15 protein-coding genes are annotated in these 21,231 nt (G+C 71.4%); 4 read left to right on the top strand and 11 right to left on the bottom strand.

Features of this window, described 5'->3' with window-relative positions; translation table 11 throughout:
- Positions 1–72 precede the first annotated feature (72 nt).
- The 8 genes from mnhG to FHX52_RS10215 form a co-directional block, all read right to left on the bottom strand.
- Complete coding sequence (mnhG, locus tag FHX52_RS10250) at positions 73–438, bottom strand: monovalent cation/H(+) antiporter subunit G (RefSeq protein ID WP_141821786.1); 366 nt, start codon at positions 436–438, stop codon at positions 73–75.
- A complete protein-coding gene (locus tag FHX52_RS10245) occupies positions 435–851 on the bottom strand; it encodes an MrpF/PhaF family protein (RefSeq protein ID WP_141821785.1) in 417 nt (138 codons plus the stop codon). The genes mnhG and FHX52_RS10245 overlap by 4 nt, the downstream gene beginning before the upstream one ends.
- Positions 848–1,489: a Na+/H+ antiporter subunit E gene (locus FHX52_RS10240; RefSeq protein WP_141821784.1), complete on the bottom strand. Its 642-nt coding sequence runs from the start codon at positions 1,487–1,489 to the stop codon at positions 848–850. Before FHX52_RS10240 ends, FHX52_RS10245 begins: the two co-directional genes overlap by 4 nt.
- Entirely contained in the window at positions 1,486–3,156 is a 1,671-nt protein-coding gene (locus FHX52_RS10235) for a Na+/H+ antiporter subunit D (RefSeq protein ID WP_141821783.1), read from the bottom strand. The genes FHX52_RS10240 and FHX52_RS10235 overlap by 4 nt, the downstream gene beginning before the upstream one ends.
- The gene (locus tag FHX52_RS10230) at positions 3,149–3,628 is read right to left on the bottom strand and encodes a Na(+)/H(+) antiporter subunit C (RefSeq protein WP_141821782.1); all 480 of its coding nucleotides are present in this window, start codon (positions 3,626–3,628) and stop codon (positions 3,149–3,151) included. The genes FHX52_RS10235 and FHX52_RS10230 overlap by 8 nt, the downstream gene beginning before the upstream one ends.
- Complete coding sequence (locus FHX52_RS10225; protein WP_141821781.1) at positions 3,625–6,522, bottom strand: Na+/H+ antiporter subunit A; 2,898 nt, start codon at positions 6,520–6,522, stop codon at positions 3,625–3,627. Before FHX52_RS10225 ends, FHX52_RS10230 begins: the two co-directional genes overlap by 4 nt.
- 228 nt (positions 6,523–6,750) lie before the next feature.
- Positions 6,751–9,189 carry an immune inhibitor A domain-containing protein gene (locus tag FHX52_RS10220; protein ID WP_246069790.1) on the bottom strand — a complete coding sequence of 813 codons (2,439 nt, stop codon included), beginning with the start codon at positions 9,187–9,189 and terminating at the stop codon, positions 6,751–6,753.
- Positions 9,190–9,369: 180 nt separating this feature from the next.
- Positions 9,370–10,101: a hypothetical protein gene (locus FHX52_RS10215; RefSeq protein ID WP_141821779.1), complete on the bottom strand. Its 732-nt coding sequence runs from the start codon at positions 10,099–10,101 to the stop codon at positions 9,370–9,372.
- A 124-nt stretch (positions 10,102–10,225) separates the two neighbouring features.
- Between FHX52_RS10215 and FHX52_RS10210 the strand changes: the two genes are divergently transcribed.
- The 3 genes from FHX52_RS10210 to guaA all read left to right on the top strand — a co-directional run bounded on the left by FHX52_RS10210 (position 10,226) and on the right by guaA (position 13,181).
- Positions 10,226–11,026, top strand: a complete 801-nt coding sequence (locus tag FHX52_RS10210) for an SURF1 family protein (RefSeq protein WP_246069788.1) — start codon at positions 10,226–10,228, stop codon at positions 11,024–11,026.
- Positions 11,023–11,427, top strand: a complete 405-nt coding sequence (locus tag FHX52_RS10205) for a DUF3817 domain-containing protein (protein WP_141821777.1) — start codon at positions 11,023–11,025, stop codon at positions 11,425–11,427. Before FHX52_RS10210 ends, FHX52_RS10205 begins: the two co-directional genes overlap by 4 nt.
- A gap of 203 nt (positions 11,428–11,630) precedes the next feature.
- Positions 11,631–13,181: a glutamine-hydrolyzing GMP synthase gene (gene guaA, locus FHX52_RS10200; RefSeq protein WP_141822160.1), complete on the top strand. Its 1,551-nt coding sequence runs from the start codon at positions 11,631–11,633 to the stop codon at positions 13,179–13,181.
- Between the two features lie 335 nt (positions 13,182–13,516).
- On the opposite strand, the gene FHX52_RS10195 is transcribed toward guaA, so the two are convergent.
- Positions 13,517–14,005, bottom strand: coding sequence for a hypothetical protein (locus tag FHX52_RS10195; protein WP_141821776.1), 489 nt, complete (start codon positions 14,003–14,005; stop codon positions 13,517–13,519).
- A 197-nt stretch (positions 14,006–14,202) separates the two neighbouring features.
- On the opposite strand from FHX52_RS10195, the gene FHX52_RS10190 reads away from it, so the two are divergent.
- Positions 14,203–16,854: an asparagine synthase-related protein gene (locus FHX52_RS10190; protein ID WP_141821775.1), complete on the top strand. Its 2,652-nt coding sequence runs from the start codon at positions 14,203–14,205 to the stop codon at positions 16,852–16,854.
- Positions 16,855–17,029: 175 nt separating this feature from the next.
- Here FHX52_RS10190 and FHX52_RS10185 read toward each other — a convergent pair whose 3' ends face one another.
- Both FHX52_RS10185 and FHX52_RS10180 read right to left on the bottom strand, forming a co-directional pair.
- The gene (locus tag FHX52_RS10185) at positions 17,030–18,694 is read right to left on the bottom strand and encodes a long-chain-fatty-acid--CoA ligase (protein ID WP_221630572.1); all 1,665 of its coding nucleotides are present in this window, start codon (positions 18,692–18,694) and stop codon (positions 17,030–17,032) included.
- A gap of 115 nt (positions 18,695–18,809) precedes the next feature.
- Positions 18,810–21,197 (bottom strand): heavy metal translocating P-type ATPase, encoded by a 2,388-nt coding sequence (locus FHX52_RS10180; protein WP_141821774.1) that lies wholly within the window; start codon positions 21,195–21,197, stop codon positions 18,810–18,812.
- Between the last annotated feature and the right edge of the window lie 34 nt (positions 21,198–21,231).

Genomic DNA, 21,231 nt, shown 5'->3' with positions numbered 1-21,231 from the left:
CTGGGGTCATGCCCAGACCGTAAGAATTCAAGCGGGCTTGAGGTCAACTCACGAGCAGGTATGCGGCCCAGCTCATTTCGTCGGGTCCCACCCGGAGCGCTCGAGTGCGTCGGAGAGCTCGTCGACCTCGAGGGTGCTCTCGTCGACGTTGCCGTTGCGGTAGGCCGCGCGGCCGACGAGGTGGGCGGTGACCGGCGAGGTGAAGAACTGCGTCGCGGCCAGCAGGACGAGCGTCGTGACCGCCGACCACGTGCGCAGGGTCGCGGCGAGGCCGGAGAGGATGAGGATGAGGCCGAGGGTCTGCGGCTTCGTCGCGGCGTGCAGGCGCGAGAGGGTGTCGGGGAAGCGCACGAGGCCGATGGCGCCGGCGAGGCAGAGGAAGGCGCCGAGGAGCAGGCAGATGCCGCCGATGACGTCGAGCACGGTCGTCCAGCTCATCGGTGGGACTCCCTCTCGGTCTGGTCGTCGGTGGGGTCGTCGGTCTGGTCCGTCTGGTCGGTCTGGTCGTCGGACGGGTGGGTCGGGTCCGCGGCGTCCTCGACCGGCGCGGTGGGGTGGACCGGTCGGGCCGGGGCCTGCTCGACGTCGAGGTCATCGGCGTCGCGGGACATGAAGCGGGTGACGGCCACCCCGCCGACGAAGCCGACCAGCCCGAGGATGAGCAGCAGCGGCAGGTTCGTCGCGGTGCGCTGCCAGGCCGACTCCGTGGCGACGCCGGCGATGACGATGACCATGAGGATCTCGGCGGCGACGATCCGGTCGAGGTTGGTCGGCCCGCGGAAGAGCCGCACGAGCACGATGGCGGCGGCCGACCCGAGCAGGGCCAATGCGAGCAGGGCGACGACGGTCATGACGCGGCCCCCTTGGCCTGCTCCAGGTGGGCGATCTCCTCGCGCGACCCGAAGGCGCGCACGACCCGCTCCTCCACGGCGAGGACGTGCCGGCGCTGGTGCTCGATCGCTCCCTCGCGCTCGATGTCGAGCAGGTGGAGGTAGAGCACCGACGTAGACCGCCGGGCGTCGACGACCACCGAGCCGGGCACGAGGGCGACGAGCTCGGCCGTCAGGGTGAGGTAGAAGTCGGACCTCGAGCGCAGCTGCACTCCGATGACGGCGTTGCGGGGGCGACGACGGCCGAGCGCGAGGCGCAGCACCTGCCAGGACGCGGCGACGAGGTCGGCGAGGAAGAGGACGATGAGCCAGGCGACGCGGTGGGGTCGCAACCGGCCCTGGAACTCGATCGAGGGCAGCGGGAAGGCGAGGGTCACGAAGAGCCCGATGAGCACCCCGTTGATGAGGTTGCCCCAGCTGAGCCGGTCCCAGAGGAGCATCCAGGCGAGGGCGATCGTCGCGATGGCACGCGGCTGCAGCGTGCGGCGGCGGCGCCTCGGAGCGCTGGGGGCCCCGTGGGCCCGGGACTCGTCCGTCGCGGTGGTCTCCTCTGCCGTGGCGGTGAGCCGGGCCCGGCTCCGGCGCGATGCCGCGCTCATCGCCGCACCTGCTCGGGGAGCACCGAGGTGACGTAGGGGTCGCGTTGGCGCAGGTCAGCCGCGGCACGCTCGGTGAAGGCGTGCAGCGGGCCGGCCACCAGGGTGATTGACAGGCCCACGGCGGTCATCGCCGCCGTGGCACCGAGCATCATGCGGGGCAGCGCTCGCGGCGAGGTGTCGACCGCCAGGGCGACGCCGGTCGGGGCGGCCGTGATCGTCGTGGTGCCGCGAGGACGGCGCCCGGCGTCGAGCTCGGCCTGCTCGAACTGCTCGGCCTCGTCGGCCGCCTCCTCGGCGGCGAGCTCGGCGACCTGACGTGCCTCCGCGAGCGGGCGCCAGAACGCCTGGCTCCAGACCTTGGAGAGCGCATAGAGCGTGAGCAGGCTCGTGACGATGCCGCCGGCGACGACGACCCACGCCAGCGGGGTGCCCACGGCGATGCCGGCGTCGACCAGCCCGATCTTGGCGAGGAAGCCGGAGAACGGGGGCACGCCGGAGAGGTTCATCGCCGAGACGAAGAAGAGGGTCGCGAGCAGGGGAGAGGCCATCGCGAGCCCCCCGAGACGGTGCAGCGACGTCGAGCCCCCGATGCGCTCGACGAGCCCCGTGATGAGGAAGAGCGAGGTCTGGATGATGATGTGGTGCACGACGTAGAAGATCGCGCCGGCCGTGCCGGCCTGGGTCGACAGGGCGATACCGAAGATCATGTACCCGATGTGGCTGACGAGGGTGAAGGAGAGGATCCTCTTCAGCCCCGACTGCGAGACGGCGCCGAGGATGCCGATGACCATCGTCAGCAGGGCGGCCCAGAGCAGCAGGTCGGTCAGCGGCGACTCGGGGAAGAGCAGCGTCTGGGTGCGGATGATCGCGTAGACGCCGACCTTGGTGAGCAGTCCGGCGAAGACCGCGGTGACGGGCGCCGGGGCCGTCGGGTAGCTGTCGGGCAGCCAGGCCGACATCGGGAAGACCGCCGCCTTGATGGCGAACGCGGTGAGCAGGCAGAGCTGGAGCACGAGCGCGACACCCGAATCGAGCCCGCCGATGCGGATGGCGAGCTGGGCGAGGTTGACGGTGCCCGTGGCGGCATACGTCGCGGCGATGCCGATGAGGAAGAGCGCGGAGCTCAGGAGGCTGACGACGACGTAGGTGGTGCCTGCGTGGATGCGCGAGGCCGAGCCGCCGAGGGTGATGAGCACGTAGGAGCTGAAGAGGAGGATCTCGAAGCCGACGAAGAGGTTGAAGAGGTCGCCCGCGAGGAAGGCGTTGGCCACGCCGGCCGTGAGGACGAGATAGGTCGGGTGGAAGATCGACAGCGGCGTCTCGCGGGCCACCTCGTCGTCGCTGTCGGCGTGCCCCTGCCCGATGGCGAAGAGGAGCACGAGCAGCGTGACGACGCTGGAGACGAGGAGCATGAGCGCGCTCAGCCGGTCGGCGACGAGCGAGATGCCGAGGGGCTCCTGCCATGCTCCGAGCCACAGCACCTGGGGTCCGCTGGCGTCGGTCTGCCACACGAGCACCGCAGCCACGACGACCACCCCGGCGAGAGCCGCGATGCTCACGATGCGCTGGAGGCGGTCGGAGCGGCGGAAGGCGAGGGCGAGCGCAGCTCCGAGGAGGGGGAGCAGCACGGGCAGCGGCAGCAGGTTGGGAACGGCGAAGTCACCCACGGCTCTCACCTGCCTCGGCACGCTCGTCGGAGGTCGTCGTCGACTCCTCGGAGCGGTCGTAGGTCTCGGACGTCTCGTCGTCGCGGGCGAGGCGCTGGATGCGGGCGTCCTCGGCGTCGTCGGGCACGTCGTCGGTGCCCGAGATCTGCCACAGCCGGTAGGACAGCGCGAGCAGGAAGCCGATCGTCGCGAGGGAGATGACGATGGCCGTGAGCACCATGGCCTGCGGCAGCGGGTCGCTCATCGCTGCGGGGTCCTCGCCGACGAAGGGGGCGCGGCCTGCGCGTCCCGACACCACGAGGTAGAGCACGGCGACGCCGTTTCCGATGAGCACCATGCCGAGCAGGACCCGCACGAGGCTGCGGTCGAGGGCCAGGGCGGTGCCGACGGCGACGAGGCCGACGACGACGAGCACCAGCGTGATGTTCGGGGTCAGGGTCGACTCGAAGCCGGTGGGGGCGAGGGTCGTCATGGGCGGGCTCCCTCTGTCTGCAGCTCCTCGGGCTCGTCCTCGGTCTCCTGCTGCTGCTCGTCCTGCTCCTGCTCCTCCGCGATCTGGCGGTCGATGCCGGTGCCGAGGCTGCGCACGATGTCGAGCATCATGCCGACGACGATGAGGTAGACCCCGATGTCGAAGACGAGCGACGTCACGAGGTGCACCTCGCCCCACGGCCACAGGGTGAAGTCGACGGCGGTCGTCTCGAGGATCGTGCCGCCGAAGGCGAGCGGGGCGAGGGCGGAGCCGACGGCGACGAGCAGGCCGAGCCCGACGAGCAGCCCGGCGTCGAAGGGCGCCGCCTCGTCGAGCTCGTAGCGACCGCCCGCGAGATAGCGCACGACGAGGGCCAGGCCCGCGACGAGCCCGCCCGCGAAGCCGCCGCCCGGCTGGTTGTGCCCGGCGAAGAGCAGGTAGAGCGAGGCCGCGAGCATGATGTGGAAGACGAGCCGGGTGACCACCTCGAAGATGACCGAGCGCTTCTCCTTGCGCATCGTGCGGCCGCCGAGGAGCCACGTTCCCCGGGCTGCGTTGCTCGAGGGGAGCGCCTTGGCCGTCGCGCGCGAGAGGCGCGTGTTGCGGGTGCGCACGAAGATGAGGCTCGCGATGCCGGTCGCGGCTGCGACGAGGACTGACACCTCGCCGAGGGTGTCCCAGGCGCGGATGTCGACGAGGGTGACGTTGACGATGTTCTTGCCGTGCCCGAAGGTGTAGGCCTCGGTCGGGAAGTCGACCGAGACCGGCGTCGTCGTGCGGCCACCGGAGGCCACGAGGGCGATGACGCCGACGGCGGCCCCGACCGCTGCCCCGAGCCCGAGGCGCCACGTGCGGGACGGCGAGTCGGGGTGCCGGGTGAACTTCGTCGGCATGCGGCGCAGCGCAAGGACGAAGACGACGAGCGAGACCGTCTCGACGAGCATCTGGGTGATGGCGAGGTCGGGCGCCCCGTGCAGGACGAAGAGCATCGCCACGCCGTAGCCCGTGGCCCCGACGAGCATGACGGCGGTGAGCCGCCGGCGGGTGACGAGGACGAGGACGGCGGCCGCGATCATCAGGGCGCCGACGACGGCCTGCGCGGGGTTGTCCCAGAGCCGAACCTCGGGCAGACGGCCCTGGGTCACCGCGGCCATGCCCGGCAGCGCGACGAAGACGAGCAGGATGCTCGCGAGGTAGATGGGCAGCGATCCCCGCTGCGTGACGGCCGTCGTCTCGACCGCGCCGCGGTCGACCGCCCGCAGCGTGCGGGCGAAGCCGCGCTCGCCGTCCACGAGGGCAGGCACCCGGGCCTGGGCCCGCGCGAAGGCCTCGCGCTGCGCGAAGAGAGCGACCCCGACGCCGAGGGAGACGAGGGAGAGCAGCAGCGGGACGGTGACGCCGTGCCACAGCGCCAGCGGCTCGGGGGAGGCCCCGGTGGGGAGGGTGACGGCATACGGCATGAGCCACGGGGACTCGAACGGCGCGAGCAGTCCGAGCGCGAGGCAGCCGACGCCGAGGAGCAGGGGCGAGAGCACGAAGCCCGGGTGCGGCACGGTGATCGGGGTCGGCGGCACGCCCGGCTTCGTCGCGAAGGCGCCCCAGAGGAAGCGGCACGTGTAGGCGACCGTCAGGGCCGACCCGACGACGACGGCGGCGAGGGCGAGGTAGCCGTAGATCGAGGGGAACGGGGCCGCCTCCTGCGCCTCCTCCCAGAGCGACTCGAGGGCGCTCTCCTTGGAGACGAAGCCCGCCATCGGGATGACGCCGGCCATCGAGAGGCCGGCGAAGGCGGCCGGCACGCTGACAGGGAGCATCCGGCGACCGAGGCCGGAGAGGCGTCGCAGGTCGCGCGTGCCCGCCGCGTGGTCGACGACCCCGACGACGAGGAAGAGGGTCGACTTGAAGAGGCCGTGGGCGAGCACGAGGGCGAGCGCGGCGAGGGCGGCGGTCTTCGTGCCGAGACCGGCGATGGCGACGATGAAGCCGAGCTGGCTGACGGTGCCGTAGGCGAGGAGGAGCTTGATGTCGTGCTGTCGCAGCGCGCGCCAGCCGCCGACGATCATCGTCAGCAGACCGAGGCCGAGGGTGAGCGCATGCCAGGCCGGGGCGCCGGCGAAGACCGGCGCGAGGAGGGCGACGAGGTAGATGCCCGCCTTGACCATCGCCGCGGCGTGCAGGTAGGCGCTGACCGGGGTCGGCGCGGCCATCGCACCCGGCAGCCAGAAGTGGAAGGGCACGAGCGCCGACTTCGACAGCGCACCGACGAGCAGCAGCACGACGGCCGCGACCGTGACGGCGTCGAGCGGCGGGGGGTCGGCGAGCAGGGCGCTGATGGAGTAGGTGTGGTGCACGCCGATCGCGATGATGCCGACGAGCATCGCGAGGCCGCCGAAGGTCGTCACGAGCAGCGCCTGCATCGCGGCACGCCGGTTCGTCGAGCTGCCCGGGTTGTGCCCGATGAGCAGGTAGGACAGGACCGTCGTCAGCTCCCAGAAGACGTAGAGCATGAGGAAGTTGTCGGTGAGGACGAGGCCGAGCATCGCGCCGGCGAAGGCCGTGAAGACGCTCGTGAAGCGCCACAGCGTCGGGTCGTCGTCGCGGAAGTACCACGTGCAGTAGAGCAGGACAAGCGCGCCGACACCCGTGACGAGCAGCGCGACGACCCACGAGAGGGTCGTGAGGCGGAAGTCGAGGTCGAGCCCGAGGCCGGGCACCCAGGGGATGCGCTGGGTCGGGAGGTTGCCGTCGCGCACGTCCGTCGCGACGACGAGCAGCCACGCGAAGGCGGTGGCGGGTACGAGCGCAAGCAGCGGAAATGCCTTGGTGCGCAACGTTTTTGCCAACCAGGGCGCGAGGGCGGCGGCAATCAGGTGCAGAAGCAACAGTTGCGCCACGGCGGCCCCTCGGTCGTCGGGTGATGGTCTGGCCCCACCGTCGCGGGACCCGTCAGGTCGTCCACCTGATCCTATGTGGTGCGAAGGGCCCCGCCGACCACTGGTCGACGGGGCCCTTCTGTCAGCGAGGCGGTCGGGGTCAGCCGGCCGTGCCCTGCGGTGTGCGGTCCTGCGTCACCCTCGGGTCACCCGGAGGGGTCACCTGGGGTCACCTGGGGTCACCTGGGGTCACTTCGGAGCGACGAGGACGTTCAGGGAGTTGCCCTGCATCGAGCTGCTGACGACGCGGATCGTCGTGCCCGTCTTGGGCACGTCGACGCTGTACCAGCCCGGCTGGTAGCGGCCGGGGTGCGAGCCGGTCGCGCCGTGCTGGTCAGAGCCGAACCACCACGTCTTCGTGTCGTCGAAGACCGGCTGCGCCGGCTTCGAGGCGACGGTGCCCGTGGTGCCGTCGGCCGGGTTGTGCAGCGTGATCGCGTCGGTGCGCTCGAGCCCGAAGGTCGAGTCGTAGGACAGGATCCGGTTGCGCATCAGCGTGCCATTGGACCAGTGCGTGAACTCCGGGTGCGCGTCGACGGGCAGGACGAGGCCCTTGCCCGGGTGGTCGCCCACGTTGTTGTCGGTCTGCGAGCCGTCCCAGTAGCTGATGAGCAGGCCGTTCTGGTACGGGTAGGTCTCGACCCAGTCCTGCTTCGTCGGGAAGCCGAAGTTGTAGGCGGTCTTCAGTGAGGCGTCGTAGCCGTCGTACTGGCGGTTCTCGGCGATGTAGGCGTTGAAGAACTCCTGCACCTCGGTGCCCGTGGTCGTGACGAAGCCGTTGAAGGTCCAGCCCTCGTCGGACTCGGCCGTGCCGATGAGCGTGCCGTTCAGGGTGACGTTGTCGATGCGGAGGCCGGGCTGCGTCTCGGCGACGTCGGTCCAGTAGCGGAAGCGGACCTGCGTCGTGCCCGCGGGCAGCGTGCCGGTGAGGTCGACCCACTGGCCGGCCGTCGAGCCGGTGATGCCCTGGCCCTGGTTCTGGCTGTTGGGGTTGCTCGTCGTCGACCGGTTCGTCGCGACGGGCGTCCACGTGCCCCCGACGTTGGCCTCGAGGTAGGCGTAGTCCCAGCCGGTCTCGATCTGGTAGTTGACCTTGGCGCTCAGCGCTCCGGGCGTCGCCGCGTGGGTCATCGTCGTGTTGAGCTCGTCGCCCTGGGTGCTCCAGTACATCTTGGAGCCGGCGAACGGCGCCCCGAGCTCGAGCGGCACCTGCTTGTCCGGCAGGACGGTGAAGAGGGCCTGGGCCTTCTTCGTCGCCGGCACGTTGGAGCCGATCGTGTGGGACGAGCGCTTGCCGGCATACGCGACGTCGTAGAACGGGCCCTGCTTGCCCTGCGGCTGCAGCCAGCCGAGCTGGAAGAGCTCGTAGGCGCCGAGGTCGGTGGGGGCGTCGCCGATGCCGTCCGGGCCGCCGTCGCCGATGTTGGCGCCGGAGGACATGAGCGTCCAGAACGCCGTGTTGTTCTCTGCGCCACCGGTGTTGCCAGAGGTGTCATAGAGATCGGGCAGGCCGAGGTCGTGGCCGAACTCGTGGGCGAAGACGCCGAGGCCGCCGTTCTCCGGCTGGACCGTGTAGTCGTAGACCCAGACGCCCGTCGGGTTGTTCGGCACGTCGGAGCTCGAGACGAGCCCGCCGTTGCTGCCGATGTCGACGCCGACACCGTAGGGACCGCCGGACTGGAGGTTGGCCGACCAGCGGTGGCTCCAGATGGCATCCGTGCCCTGGTTCGGGTCGCCCGCGGCCTCGTCACCGCCGGCGTGCACGATCTGGAAGTGGTCGATGACGCCGTCGGGCTCGTTGAAGTTGCCGTCGCCGTCGATGTCGTAGCGGTCCTGGATGTCGAACGTCTTGAGGTATGCCGTCACCTCGGCCATCGTCTTGCCCGACTTGAGCTGGGCGTCCACCCAGACGGCCAGCGCGTCGCGCACGAGAGCCTTGCTCGTGGCGCACACGATGCCGCCGCAGTAGTTGCGACCGTAGAGCGCCTCGTTGAAGGGGACCTTGACCCACTCGGTCACGTCGCCGTCGACGGAGTAGCGACCTGAGGACTGGGTCTCGTAGTACTTCGCCATGCGGTTGAAGTACATGTCCTGGTAGTGCGCGCGGCTGTAGTCCGCCTGCCACAGGGTCGAGTTGTCGACCGTGCGGTCGGGGGCCGGGATCTGGTTGTGGAGCGGACCGGTGACGTCGGTCGTGCTGCCGTCCTTGGGTGGACCCGTGAAGGTGCCCGCCGGCGCGCCCGCGCCCGCGCCGCCGGTGTACTGCTTGTCGCCGAACTCGACGATGACGGCGAAGATCCGGTCAGTGCCTTCGCGCTCGAGCTCGACGTACTGTCCCTTGCCGAGCTTGGCGACTTTGCCCTGGGCGCTCTTGTCGCCCTTGACCCGCTTCTCGAGCGCCTTCGCTCGCTTGGCGTCCTGCTTGACCGCCAGCGGCGATCGAAGGTTGTCGTTGTGGGTGCGGCCACCGGCCTGGCCCGTGTCGTTCTTGACGACGGGAGCGGCGGGGGCGGCTGGGGCGGCCTGGGCGGGCGACGCCGCGACGGCGCCGGCCAGCAGAGCCCCCGAGGCGAGCAGGCCGATGAGCCCACGTCGCCGGGAGTGCAGTGATTGCCTCACGAGTTCCATCCCTGATGTGTGAGTTGTGATGGGATCGCCAGACGGAGCGGTTGCCCGTTCTCTGTCGAGGCGACTCGGCCACTCAAGGGCATGCCGGTGACAGGGCGCGAACTGTCATGCATTTGTTATGTAATCGAGACCTCGGCTCCAGCGAGACATCAGGCAAGCGTGGTGCGTCGTCCCGGGCCGTCAGAAGGTGACGAAGGTGTCGCGTGCGAGGAAGAAGCCGTGCTTGCTCGTGCTGTCGACGCACGTCATTCCGAACTCTTCGCTGAGGCACGCGACCGACCCGAGCGAGGGTCCGGTCCGCACGCCGTAGGCGAGGGTGGCTGCGGCGCCCTGGCGGATGGTGTCGGAGTTGCACACCGGGCGTGCGCCGGCGGGCGTCAGCTCGATCCGACCGATGTCACGTGGGCCACCCGCCGGGCAGGGGGCCGACGCCGGAGCGTCGCTCCGGCCCTTCGCGACGTCGCAGGTCACGAGCACGCCCTCGCCGCCGGCGGTGCTGCACGTGATGTTGCCCGTCGGGCTCTGGAAGACCGACCCGACCTCGGCCGACGTGGCGCGGTCGATGCGCTGCTTCGCCTCGTCGTAGGAGTGCGGCGCGCCTCGCTGCTTGCCCACGGCAAGTGACGTGGGCAGGGCAGTGGTCGTGGCGGGCGTCGTGGGCGTCGCCGACACCGTCGGCACGGACGAGGTCGAGGTCCCCGTCGACGCGCCCGGCGCGTCGACCAGCACCGTCACGGTGCGACGAGGCGTCGGCATGTCGGTCATGCCGCAGGCCGTCAGGACGAGCACGGCAGCCGACCCAACGCATACCGCCGCGAGAGCGCGACGCGCGGTCCGGCTGCCCCGGGAACGCAGCCCCGGACGGCGTGACGAGCGTGCAGCGGCGGGGCTCGTCGGGGTGAGGTCCAGCATGGCGCTGAAGTCTGGCACGGATCGAACGGCGGATCGCGGCCTGCGTCCGATCGCGCCTGCTTCGGATCGCGCCTGCGTGCGACCGGGCCGGGATGCTGTCGCAGGCGTGACCTACTCTGGACGGGTGCTCCGTGGACTGCTCAGCCCCAAGTGGGTGGGGCTGTTCGCCCTCGTCCTGGTCATCGTGGCCGCGTGCACGCTCCTCGGCCTCTGGCAGCTCGGCGTCGCGCGCGACGAGGGCCACAAGCAGGCGGTGGCCGCGGCCTCGCAGCTCCAGCGGGCGCCGCTGCAGCAGGTGACGCGCGCGCACTCCGCCTTCGAGGCCGAGTTCTCCAACCGCCCCGTGAGTGTCACCGGCACGTACGACGACGCGCGCACGATCCTCGTCGTCGACCGGCGGCTCGGTGACCGCGCCGGATCGTGGGTCGTCACCCCCCTCGTCACCGAGGGTGGCACGGTCGCCGTCCTGCGAGGCTTCGTCGACGGCGTGCCGGCCACAGCGCCCGCGGCGCCCGCAGGGGTCGTCACCGTCGAGGGCACACTCGGCCCGACCGAGTCGCCGCGGCCGGGTGCGCCGCTGCCGGCGCCGCAGCGCCGCTCCGTCGACCTCGCCGCCCTCGTCAACGAGTGGCCCGGCGACCTCTACAACGTCCTCGTCCTCGCATCGAGCGAGACCCCGTCGGCGGAGGCATCCTCCGGCGACGGTGCCACCCCGTCCACGTCCACCGCTGCCTCCACGGCCACCGGCCTCACCCGCGTGCCCCCGCCCGACATCGACACCCCGCTCAACTTGAGGAACGCCGCCTACGCGGTGCAGTGGTGGGTCTTCGGGCTCTTCGCGATCTGGATGTGGTGGAAGATGTTCCGAGCCGAGCAGCAGGCGGATGCCGTGCCGGCCGCACAGAGAGAAGAGATCACCGCGTGACGACCTACCCCCAGTCCCTCGCCAAGCCGAAGCAGATCCGCAGCGCCCTGTCGTTCTACCGGGTCATGGCGATCACGGCCGGCATCGCGCTCGTCATCCTCATCGTCGAGATGATCATGAAGTACCTCCTCAAGCAGACAAACGTGCTGACGGAGTACTGGAGCCCGATCCACGGGCTCATCTACATGGGGTATGCCGCGTCCGTCGCCAACCTCGGCATCAAGTGCGCCTGGGGCGCCAAGCGGATCGTGCTCAACCTCCTCGCCGGTTTCGTGCCGGTCGTCCCCTGGATCGCCGAGCGCCGCAACCACGCCGAGGTCGAGGCGATGCTCCAGCGCGCCTACGTCGCCGGCGGCGCGAGCAGCGTGGCCACCGAGCGCGGAGGCAACGGCCCGCGCTGACGGCGCCACCCGGCATACGGCATACGGCAGACGGCATCAGGCGGCGTGGAGGGGTCCGGCGCCCCCGATAGGCTGGGCCGGTGACCGACGAGCCCACGTCCGAACCCACGTTAGAGCCCACGTCCGAGCCCACGTCCGAGCCCACCGACGAGCCCACTGCAGCGGCGACGCCCGACCACGGCCCCGACCTTCAGAGCCACCCGGTGCTCGTCGTCGACTACGGCGCGCAGTACGCCCAGCTCATCGCCCGCCGGGTGCGCGAGGCGCAGGTCTACAGCGAGGTCGTGCCGCACTCGATGCCGCTCGCCGACCTGCTCGCCAAGCGGCCGGCGGCGATCATCCTCTCCGGTGGACCCAGCTCGGTCTACGCCGACGGCGCCCCCTCGCTCGACCCGGCCCTGCTCGAGGCGGGGGTGCCGGTCTTCGGCATGTGCTACGGCTTCCAGGCGATGTCGCGGGCGCTCGGCGGCACCGTCGCGCGCACCGGCGCTCGCGAGTACGGCAAGACGACGGCGTCGGTCACCACCGCCGAGTCCACGCTCTTCGCCGGGCAGCCGACGAGCCAGGTGGTCTGGATGTCGCACGGCGACTCGGTCACCGAGGCGCCGGCGGGCGCGAAGGTCACGGCGACGACCGCGGGCACGCCCGTCGCGGCGATCGAGGACGACGAGCGGCGGCTCTACGGCGTGCAGTGGCACCCCGAGGTGCTGCACAGCGAGCAGGGCCAGCGCGTCCTCGAGAACTTCCTCTGGAAGGGCGCCGGCATCGCCCCCGACTGGACCGCCTCGAACGTCGTCGACGACCTCGTCACCTCGATCCGCGAGCAGGTCGGTGAGGACCGCGTGCTCTGCGCGCTCTCGGGCGGCGTCGACTCCTCGGTCGCCGCGGCGCTCGTGCAGAAGGCCGTCGGTGACCAGCTGACCTGCGTCTTCGTCGACCACGGGCTGCTCCGCGAGGGCGAGGCGGAGCAGGTCGAGCAGGACTTCGTCGAGGCGACGGGCGTCGACCTCGTCGTCATCGACGCGCGCGAGCGCTTCCTCGACGCGCTCGCCGGCGTCACCGACCCGGAGACCAAGCGCAAGATCATCGGCGAGCAGTTCATCCGGGTCTTCGAGCAGGCGGCCCGCGACATCGTCCACGACCGCGGCGACGAGCACCACCCCGTCAAGTGGCTCGTGCAGGGCACCCTCTACCCCGACGTCGTCGAGTCGGGGGGCGGCGAGGGCGCGGCCAACATCAAGAGCCACCACAACGTGGGCGGGCTGCCGGACGACCTGCAGTTCCAGCTCGTCGAGCCGCTGCGCACCCTCTTCAAGGACGAGGTGCGCCAGGTCGGCCTCGAGCTCGGGGTGCCCGAGGTCATCGTGTGGCGCCAGCCCTTCCCGGGCCCCGGGCTCGGCATCCGCATCATCGGAGCCGTCGACGCGGAGCGCCTCGCGATCCTGCGCCGCGCCGACGCGATCGCCCGCGAGGAGCTGACGAAGGCCGGCCTCGACCGCGACATCTGGCAGTGCCCCGTCGTGCTCCTCGCCGACGTGCGCTCGGTCGGTGTGCAGGGTGACGGACGCACCTACGGCCACCCCGTCGTGCTGCGACCCGTCGCGTCCGAGGACGCCATGACCGCCGACTGGGCGCGGGTGCCCTACGACGTGCTCGCGACGATCTCGACGCGCATCACGAACGAGGTCGAAGAGGTCAACCGCGTCGTGCTCGACGTCACGAGCAAGCCGCCGGGCACCATCGAGTGGGAGTGACCTGACGCAGTCGAGAGGCCACACTTCGTCGCCCCCTGGAGTCGAGAGGCCACTCCTGGTCGCCTCCCTGGAGTCGAGAGGCCACTCCAGGTCGCCTCCCTGGAGTCGAGAGGCCACTCCTTGCCGGGCGAAAAGTGGCCTCTCGACGTGGTGCAGGCGACCACAGGTGGCCTTTCGACGTGGTGGAGGCGACCACAGGTGGCCTTTCGACGTGGTGGAGGCGACCACAGGTGGCCTTTCGACGTGGTGGAGGCGACCACAGGTGGCCTTTCGACTGGCAGCAGCCGAGGGGCGTATGCCGTGCGGCCGGCCCGGCGGCATACGCGAGGGAGCGCTCAGCGACCGGTGGCGGCGATGTAGGCGCCGGCGTTGCTCAGGGGGTTGAGCAGGACCACCGGGGCCAGGCACCGGTCCGGCAGGCTGAGCCGCGTCTCGATGGTGGCGTCGCCGGCGGAGCTGAAGGGCACCGGGCCCGTCATGAGCAGGTCCTTGCCGTTGCAGACGACGGTGGCTGACAGCGTGCCGAGGGGGTTGTTGCCCCGGCTCGGGACGATGAGCCCCTGGACGTCCACGCTGAGGTCGCCGTTGGCGCGCAGTCGGGCGGTGCCTTCGGAGATGACCCACGGCAGTCCACCGCGCGTCAGGCCGAAGAGGGGCGGGTCGGAGAGGATGCTGCCCTGCAGGGGCGCGCGGAGGAGGTCGCTGCGCGGTCCGTTGCCCGAGCCCTGCGGGGTGTCGGAGGCCGAGGCCGAGGTGGCGACGAGGGCGCTGGCCGCGAGGAGCGCGCCCGCGGCGAACGCGGCGGGCCTGGAGATGACGGGCATGTCTTCTTCTTTCTCGTGGATGCGGGAATCTCCCACTGCCCAAGGACGACCTGCCGGGCCGGAGGGTTCAGAGTCGAGTCCTCAGTCGGGTCCTCGGTCGAGTCCTCGGTCGGGTCCCGGTGGAGTTCTCGGTCGGGCCACCCCGGTCTCGCCGCCCTGGGCCGAACCACCCAGCCCACGTCACTAGGGTTGAGGTCATGTGCGGAATCAGCGGCCACCTGGGCGTCACGACCGACCCGGAGCTGATCGAACGGCTCTCGCGGTGCGACCACGACGACGCATCCGCACCGGCTGTCGCACGCGTCGGTTCGGCCGTGCTCGCGGCGACCGCGAAGGGGGAGGCGGCGGGCCGTGCGCTCGTCACGAGCGTCTCCGGACGGCATACCCTCGTGCTCGACGGCGAGCTCTTCGAGGCTGAGGTGCTCCGCGAGGAGCTGAGGACGCTCGGCCACGACCTCACGGGCGGTGACGCTGCCGTCGCGCTGGCCGCCTACGGCGAGTGGGGCCCGGAGGGGCTGGACCGGCTCGAGGGCTCCTTCGCGCTCGCCGTCCATGACCGCGAGACCGACACCGTGGCGCTCGCGCGCGACCCCTTCGGCACGCGGCAGCTCTACGTCGCGCAGGTTCCCGGCGCCGGCGGGTGGCTCTTCGCGAGCACGATCCGCCCGATCCTCGAGAGCGGTCACCACGAGCGCCGGCCGAACGACCGCACGATCTACCGCTACCTCTGCTTCCGCGTGCACGACGACGGCCCTGAGACGTTCTTCGACGGCATCGAGCGGGTGGGGGCCGGCGAGACGCTGACGCTGGGGCCGACGTCCGCGGGTGCTGAGCGGCACGTCTGGAGCAGCCTGCGCGACGAGCTCGAGGCGACGCCCGAGCCGCACCCCTACGGCGCGCGGGTCATCGAGGACTTCCGGCACCTGCTCACCGCGGCCGTGCGGCGGCGCACGTCGGGCCGCGTCGCCACCTCGCTCTCGGGCGGCATCGACGCGGCCGCCATCGCGTCGGTCGTCGACAGCCTCGTGCGCACCGACCCCCCCGGTGCGCACCACGTGCAGCAGACGTGGTCGGTGCTCTTCCCCGACACCCGCGCCGACGAGGTGCGCTATGTCGACGACGTCGTCGCGGGGCTCGGTGACCGTGTCGAGGCCCATCGCGTCGAGCCGACGCCGACCGACTTCAAGCTCGACCTTCGTGACTTCGTGCGCCTCCAGGAGGAGCCGCTCGTCTCGACCGGGGCCTACACGCAGTTCCGCGTCATGCGGGAGGCAGCCGCGAGCGAAGTGGCGCCGACGGCCCTGCTCGACGGCCACGGGGGCGACGAGACCCTCGGCGGCTTCGGACCGCACCACCTCGTGCACCTGCGCGCCCTCAGCCGCTCGGGCGGCGCGGCCGGGGCCGCGAAGGCCGCTGCCGAGCTGGGCCGCTCCATCGACGTGCTCGCACGGCGGGGTGTGCCGGTCGTGGCCGACCGCGTGCGCGGCCGCCGTGACGTGCCGGTGCGCAGCTTGCTCGGGGCGGAGTTCGCTGCCCGGTTCGCCGAGGAGTCGTATGCCGTGGAGCGGGGCTCGCTGCACCGGCGCCTTCTCGACGACGTCGTCGCCGGGTCGCTGCCGGCGCGACTGCGCTACGCCGACAAGAACGCCCGCCACTTCGGGCTGCGCGTGCGACTGCCCTTCCTCGACCGCGACCTCGTGCGGTTCGTCTTCGCGCTGCCCGACGAGGCGCTCATCCACGAGGGGTGGAGCAAGCGGGTGCTGCGCGACGCGATGCAGGGCCGGGTGCCCGAGTCGGTGCGCCGGCGCCGCGACAAGGTCGGTGCGACGACGCCGCAGGGCGAGTGGTTCATGCGGCTCAAGAACCACATCTACGGAGTGTTCCTCTCCGAGTCCTTCGCCGACCGGCCCTACGTCGACCAGAGCGCGGTGCTGCACGCCTTCGAGGGGTGGATCAAGGGCACCAACTCGATCGACTCGATGACGGTCTGGCGCATGCTCAACCTCGAGCTGTGGCTGCAGGAGTTCTTCGACGAGCACGACCCCGCGGAGGATGCTCCCGTCCGGGTCAAGACCGACTACGAGCCGAACGCCCGCAAGCAGCTCGACCTCACCCTCGACGGTGGTGCGGTCGTGCGGCGCTACCCCCTGCGCACCGACCTCTACGCCCGCGAGGACGACCTCGAGGCCAAGACGCTCGGCTACATCGACCGCTTCTTCGCGGGGCTGCCCGCGGCCGGTGCGGATCACGCAGCCGCGACGGGCGGGCAGTGGTTCTTCTTCATCTCCGAGAAGATCGTCGCGATCACCCAGGGTCGGTCCTTCTTCATCTGGGACATCAAGGTCGGCCGGCCGGCGCGGGTGCTGAGCCGCTACGTCACGCGCACCCCGGCGGGCATCGGCCTCGGGTCACCGTTCACGATGCAGCTGGCGATCGAGGAGGCGGGGCTGCCCCGCGTGCTCTATGCCTCTGCAGGCGGCTTCGTCGGCAAGCTCGTCGGCAAGCGGGGGCTCTTCTACGACCTCGTCGGTGGTGACATCCGGGCCATCGACGGCCCGACCGAGTACTCCGTCTACCCCGCCAACGTCTCGGCCAAGCTCGGTCCGAAGGATCCCGACGACGTGGCGGCCCGGTTGAGTGCGGCGATCCGTGAGCGCGTGCCCGAGGCCTACCGCGAGACCTTCGGTGGCACCGTCGTCATGGATGCCAACGACATCGGCCGAAACGTGCTCGGCAAGGACGCGCCGGGGCCGAAGGAGCGCTACGAGGCGATGTTCGCCGACAACCCTCTCGGCCAGGGCTCCGAGCAGACTCCTATGGCCATCGTCTTCGAAAAGCCCTCTGCCTGAGGGAGTTCCGCCAGGCCCCAATCGAGAGTGCACGCCGCTCGTGACGCTGCACACGGCATACGGGCGACACCACACATCGACAGAGCACCCCCCCACCAATCGAGAGAGCACTCCGTCGGGGACGACGAAGTGCTCTCTCGATTGTGAGTGGCCCGACGAGCTGCCCTCTCGATGGTCAGGGGGCGATGAGGGAGGCGCGCACCTGCTTGCGGAGCACCTTGCCGATCTGTGACCGCGGCAGGTCGTCCACGGCGACGACGCGACGCGGCACCTTGTAGGCGGCGAGGCACGAGCGGCAGTGCTGGCGCAGGGCCGCCTCGTCGAGGGTGGCTCCGGGCGCGAGCTGCACGGCGGCGACGACGTCCTCACTCCCGTCGGGCCGGGGGATGCCGACGACGGCTGCGTCGGCGACGTCCGGGTGCTCTCGGAGCGCCGCCTCGACCTCCGAGGGCATGACGTTGAAGCCGCCGGTGATGATGATCTCCTTGATGCGGTCGACGATCGAGACGAAGCCGTCGGGGTCGACCTCGACGATGTCGCCCGTGCGGAACCAGCCGTCGTCGATGAGGGCCTCGCGCGTCTCGTCGGGCTTCTGCCAGTAGCCACTGAAGACCTGGGGCCCCCGGATGAGCAGCTCTCCGCGTTCGCCGGGAGCCTTGTCGGTGGAGGGGTTCTCGGGGTCGACGACACGGATCTCGGTGTTGGGGAAGGGAACTCCGATGGCACCGGGCCGGCGCTCTCGGCCGAGAGGGTTGCCCACCGCCACGGGTGAGGTCTCGGTCAGGCCGTAGCCCTCGATGAGCAGACCCCCGGTCACGCGCTCCCACAGCTCGAGCGTCGATGCCGGCAGCGACATGGCTCCGGAGATCGCGAAGCGCACCGACGTGAGGTCGACGCCACGCTCCTCGGCGGCCTTGGCGAGACGCTCGTAGATCGGGGGCACGGCGGGGAGGAAGGTCGGCGGGTGCTTGGCCGCGGCGGCGAGCACGAGGTCGACGTCGAACTTCGGGAAGAGCACGAGGCGCGCGCCGATGCTCAGCGCGAAGGTGAGACAGAGGGTGAGGCCGTAGGCGTGGAACATCGGCAGGACGGCATAGATGACCTCCTTGCCGTCGACGAGCCCGGGCACCCAGGCCCTCCCCTGCGCGGCGTTGGTGCGCAGGTTGCGGTGGGTCAGCATGGCGCCCTTGGGCACCCCGGTCGTGCCGCTGGTGTACTGGATCGCCGCGAGGTCGGTGGCGCGCGGGCGCGGGTAGTCGGCCGCGAGATCGCCGTGCGACAGCAGGAGCCGCCAGGGGATCGTGCCTCCTGCAGGCGCCGTCAGGGCGGCCCGCGATGCACGCGCCTTCGCGACCGGGAGTCGCAGGGCCAGACGCGTCCGCAGCGGCATCGCTGCCGTGAGGTCGACGGCAACGACCTTCGTGACGCTTCCGGCACCGATCACCAGCCCGGCCGCCTTGTCCCACACGATGGCCACGGTGGCTCCGTGGTCACTCAGCTGGTGCTCCATCTCGCTCGCTGTATAGAGCGGATTGTGTTCCACGACAACAGCGCCCAGCCGCAGGACAGCGTGGAAGACGACGATGTGCTGGGGACAGTTGGGCAGGACGATCGCGACCCGGTCACCCGGGCCGACACCGAGCTGGCGCAGCCCCTCGGCGGCAGCGCGCACCTGACGGCCGAGCTCCGCGAAGGTCGTCTCCGCCCCGAAGAACTCGAGGGCAACCAGCGGGCCGAAGCGCTTCACCGACGTGTCGAGCAGGTCAACGAGGGACGCGTCGCCCACCTCCACATCAGCCGGCACGCCCTCTGCGTAGTGGGCGAGCCAGGTGCGTTCCATGCCGTCGGTCACGAGGGCGCCGCCTTCATCGTCGTCGAGGTTCCTGCTGGGGAGCAGCACGCGCCAGTATGCCGTCCGGCTGGGTCCGCGCGCGGGCGGACCGGGTGATCGCCCCTCACGAGCGGGTGCGGCGTCGGATCGCCGGCAGGCCGGCCGGCAGGTGTGCCGAGTGCCGCGGAGTCGCGCTGGCGGGGACGAGGGCGAAGGCGCCCTCCTCCTCCTGGCTGTTGTGCAGGCGACACACGGCGTAGAGGCCGTAGAGGATGCGTCTCAGCTCCACGACGTCCTCCGGCGAGATCGGCGGGGGGCTGGCCCCGGCCCCGGCCCCGGCCGCCGTGCCGTCGAGCTCGGCGACGAGTCGCCTCAGCCGGCCGACCTGGTGCTCGATCTCGGCGTGGGTGCGCCGCATCGTTGCCGTCGCGTCGGTCCCGAGTGCCCGGTCGACGAGCGGCATGAGCAGGTCCTCGTCGGCTCGCTCGTGCGGGATGAGCTGGCCTTCGAGGCGTTCGAGCAGCGCCTCGACCGGGGCCAGGTCGAGCTCCTCGCCCGTCAGGTCGTCGGCCACGCCGCGGATCTGCTCGACCGTGCCGAGCGTGAGGTCGTGCTCGGCGCGAAGCCGGTGCGCGGTCGCCACGTCGGCCTCCGACATCGCGATCGTGTGCAGGCGCCCGGGCAGCAGGGCCCGCAGCGCGATCGCGATGGCGAGCACGTCGATGCCCTCCTGCAGCACGGCACCGGCGGCCGGGGGCAGGAACCCGGCCGCGGCGGCGACCATCGCCACGAGCGAGAGACCCATGCCGGTGACGACCGCCTGGAGCGCGATGCGCCTCGACCTGCGGGCGATGAGGATGGCGTCGGCGAGGGCATCGACCCGGTCGACGGTGAGCACGACGTCTGCAGCCTCCGACGACGCCGTCGCCCCCCGCGCAGCGAGCGCGACGCCCACCCCGGCCGCGGCCAGCGCGGGGGCGTCGTTGACCCCGTCGCCGACCATGATGGTGCGGGCCGTGCCCGACTCGGCCCGGATGACGGCCAGCTTGTCGGCGGGGTCGCAGTCGGCGAGCACGGCGTCGACCCCGACGATCCGGCCCACCGCTTCGGCGACGTCGGCCCGGTCACCCGTGACGAGGACGGTGCGGGTGATGCCGGTGGAGCGCAGCATCGCGAGCATGCGGGGCGCGTCGGAGCGGATCGGGTCCTCGAGCAGGAAGGCCCCGGCGGCAACCCCGTCGACGGCGACGAAGACCGTGAGCGAGCCGTCGAGCGCGGCCCGCCGTCGCACGCGCTGGAGCCAGGGCGGCCGCTCGTTGCCTACGATCCACGACGCCTTGCCGAGCCGGACGACGCGCCCGTCGACGACACCCTCGAGGCCGTAGCCGTGCACCTCGTGGACCTCGGTCGGCATCGACAGGTCGAGGCCCCTCGCGAGTGCGGCGCTGACGAGCGCGCTCGCGAGCGGGTGCGGCGAGACCTGGTCGAGCGAGGCGGCGAGGCGCAACGCGTCGTTGCCGTCTCCCTCGCCTCCCGCCGTCACGACCGAGGCGAGCTCGGGGCGTCCTCGCGTCAGCGTCCCCGTCTTGTCGAAGAGCATGACCTGACCCGCCGCGAGGCTCTCGAGCGCCCCGCCGCCCTTGACGACGACACCGATCCGCGCAGCGCGGGACAGTCCCGACATGATCGCCACCGGAGCGGCCAGCAGGAGCGGGCACGGGGTCGCGACGACGAGCACCGCCACCGCGCGCAGCGGCGAGCCGGCAATCGCCCAGGCGGCGCCCGCCAGCACGAGGGTCAGCGGCACGAAGAGCATGGCGAAGCGGTCGGCCGTGCGCACGAAGGGGGCCGACGAGGCCTGTGCCTGCTCGACGAGACGGACGACGCCGGCATACGTCGACTCGGCGGCGGGCGCGGTCGCGAGCAGGTCGAGCGGTGGTCCGGCGTTGACGACACCGCTGCGCACGTCGTCGCCCGCAGGTCGCTCCACCGGCCGGGCCTCGCCGGTGAGGGCCGACTCGTCGAGGGTGGCGGCGGCCTCGAGCCGTCCGTCGACCGGCACGACCTCACCGGTGCCGACGACGAGGTGGTCGCCCGGCACGACCTGCTCGACCGGCACCTCGGTGACCCCGTCGGGCGTCGCCCTCCGGGCGGTCCGCGGCGTGCGCTCGACGAGGAGGCGCAGCTCGCGGCTGGCCCGCGCCGCGGCCCGGGCCTCGAGCAGCTGACCGGTCGCGAGCATGACCGCGATCATCGCTCCGGCGAAGGGCTCGTCGACCCACAGCGCTCCCGCGAGCGCGAGCACGGCGATGACGTCGACCGTCGGCGACCGCCTCTGCAGGGCCCGGGTCGTCGAGACGAGAGAGACCACGAGGCCGAACGCCGTTGCCGCCATCCAGAGCCACCGGGCGGTCTCGTCGGCTCCGAGTAGCGCGGCGACGGCCCCGCCGCCGAGCAGACCGGCGGAGCCGACGAAGAAGACCGTCGGCCAACGGTCCCGCCACCAGCTCACCCTTCGATCATCCGCCTCCTGCGACTCGGTGGAC

Source organism: Humibacillus xanthopallidus, assembly GCF_006717145.1.
In the GTDB taxonomy this organism is placed as follows: domain Bacteria; phylum Actinomycetota; class Actinomycetes; order Actinomycetales; family Dermatophilaceae; genus Humibacillus; species Humibacillus xanthopallidus.
Note: the sequence above shows the minus strand (reverse complement) of the source record. Positions and strands in the feature narration are given on the sequence as shown.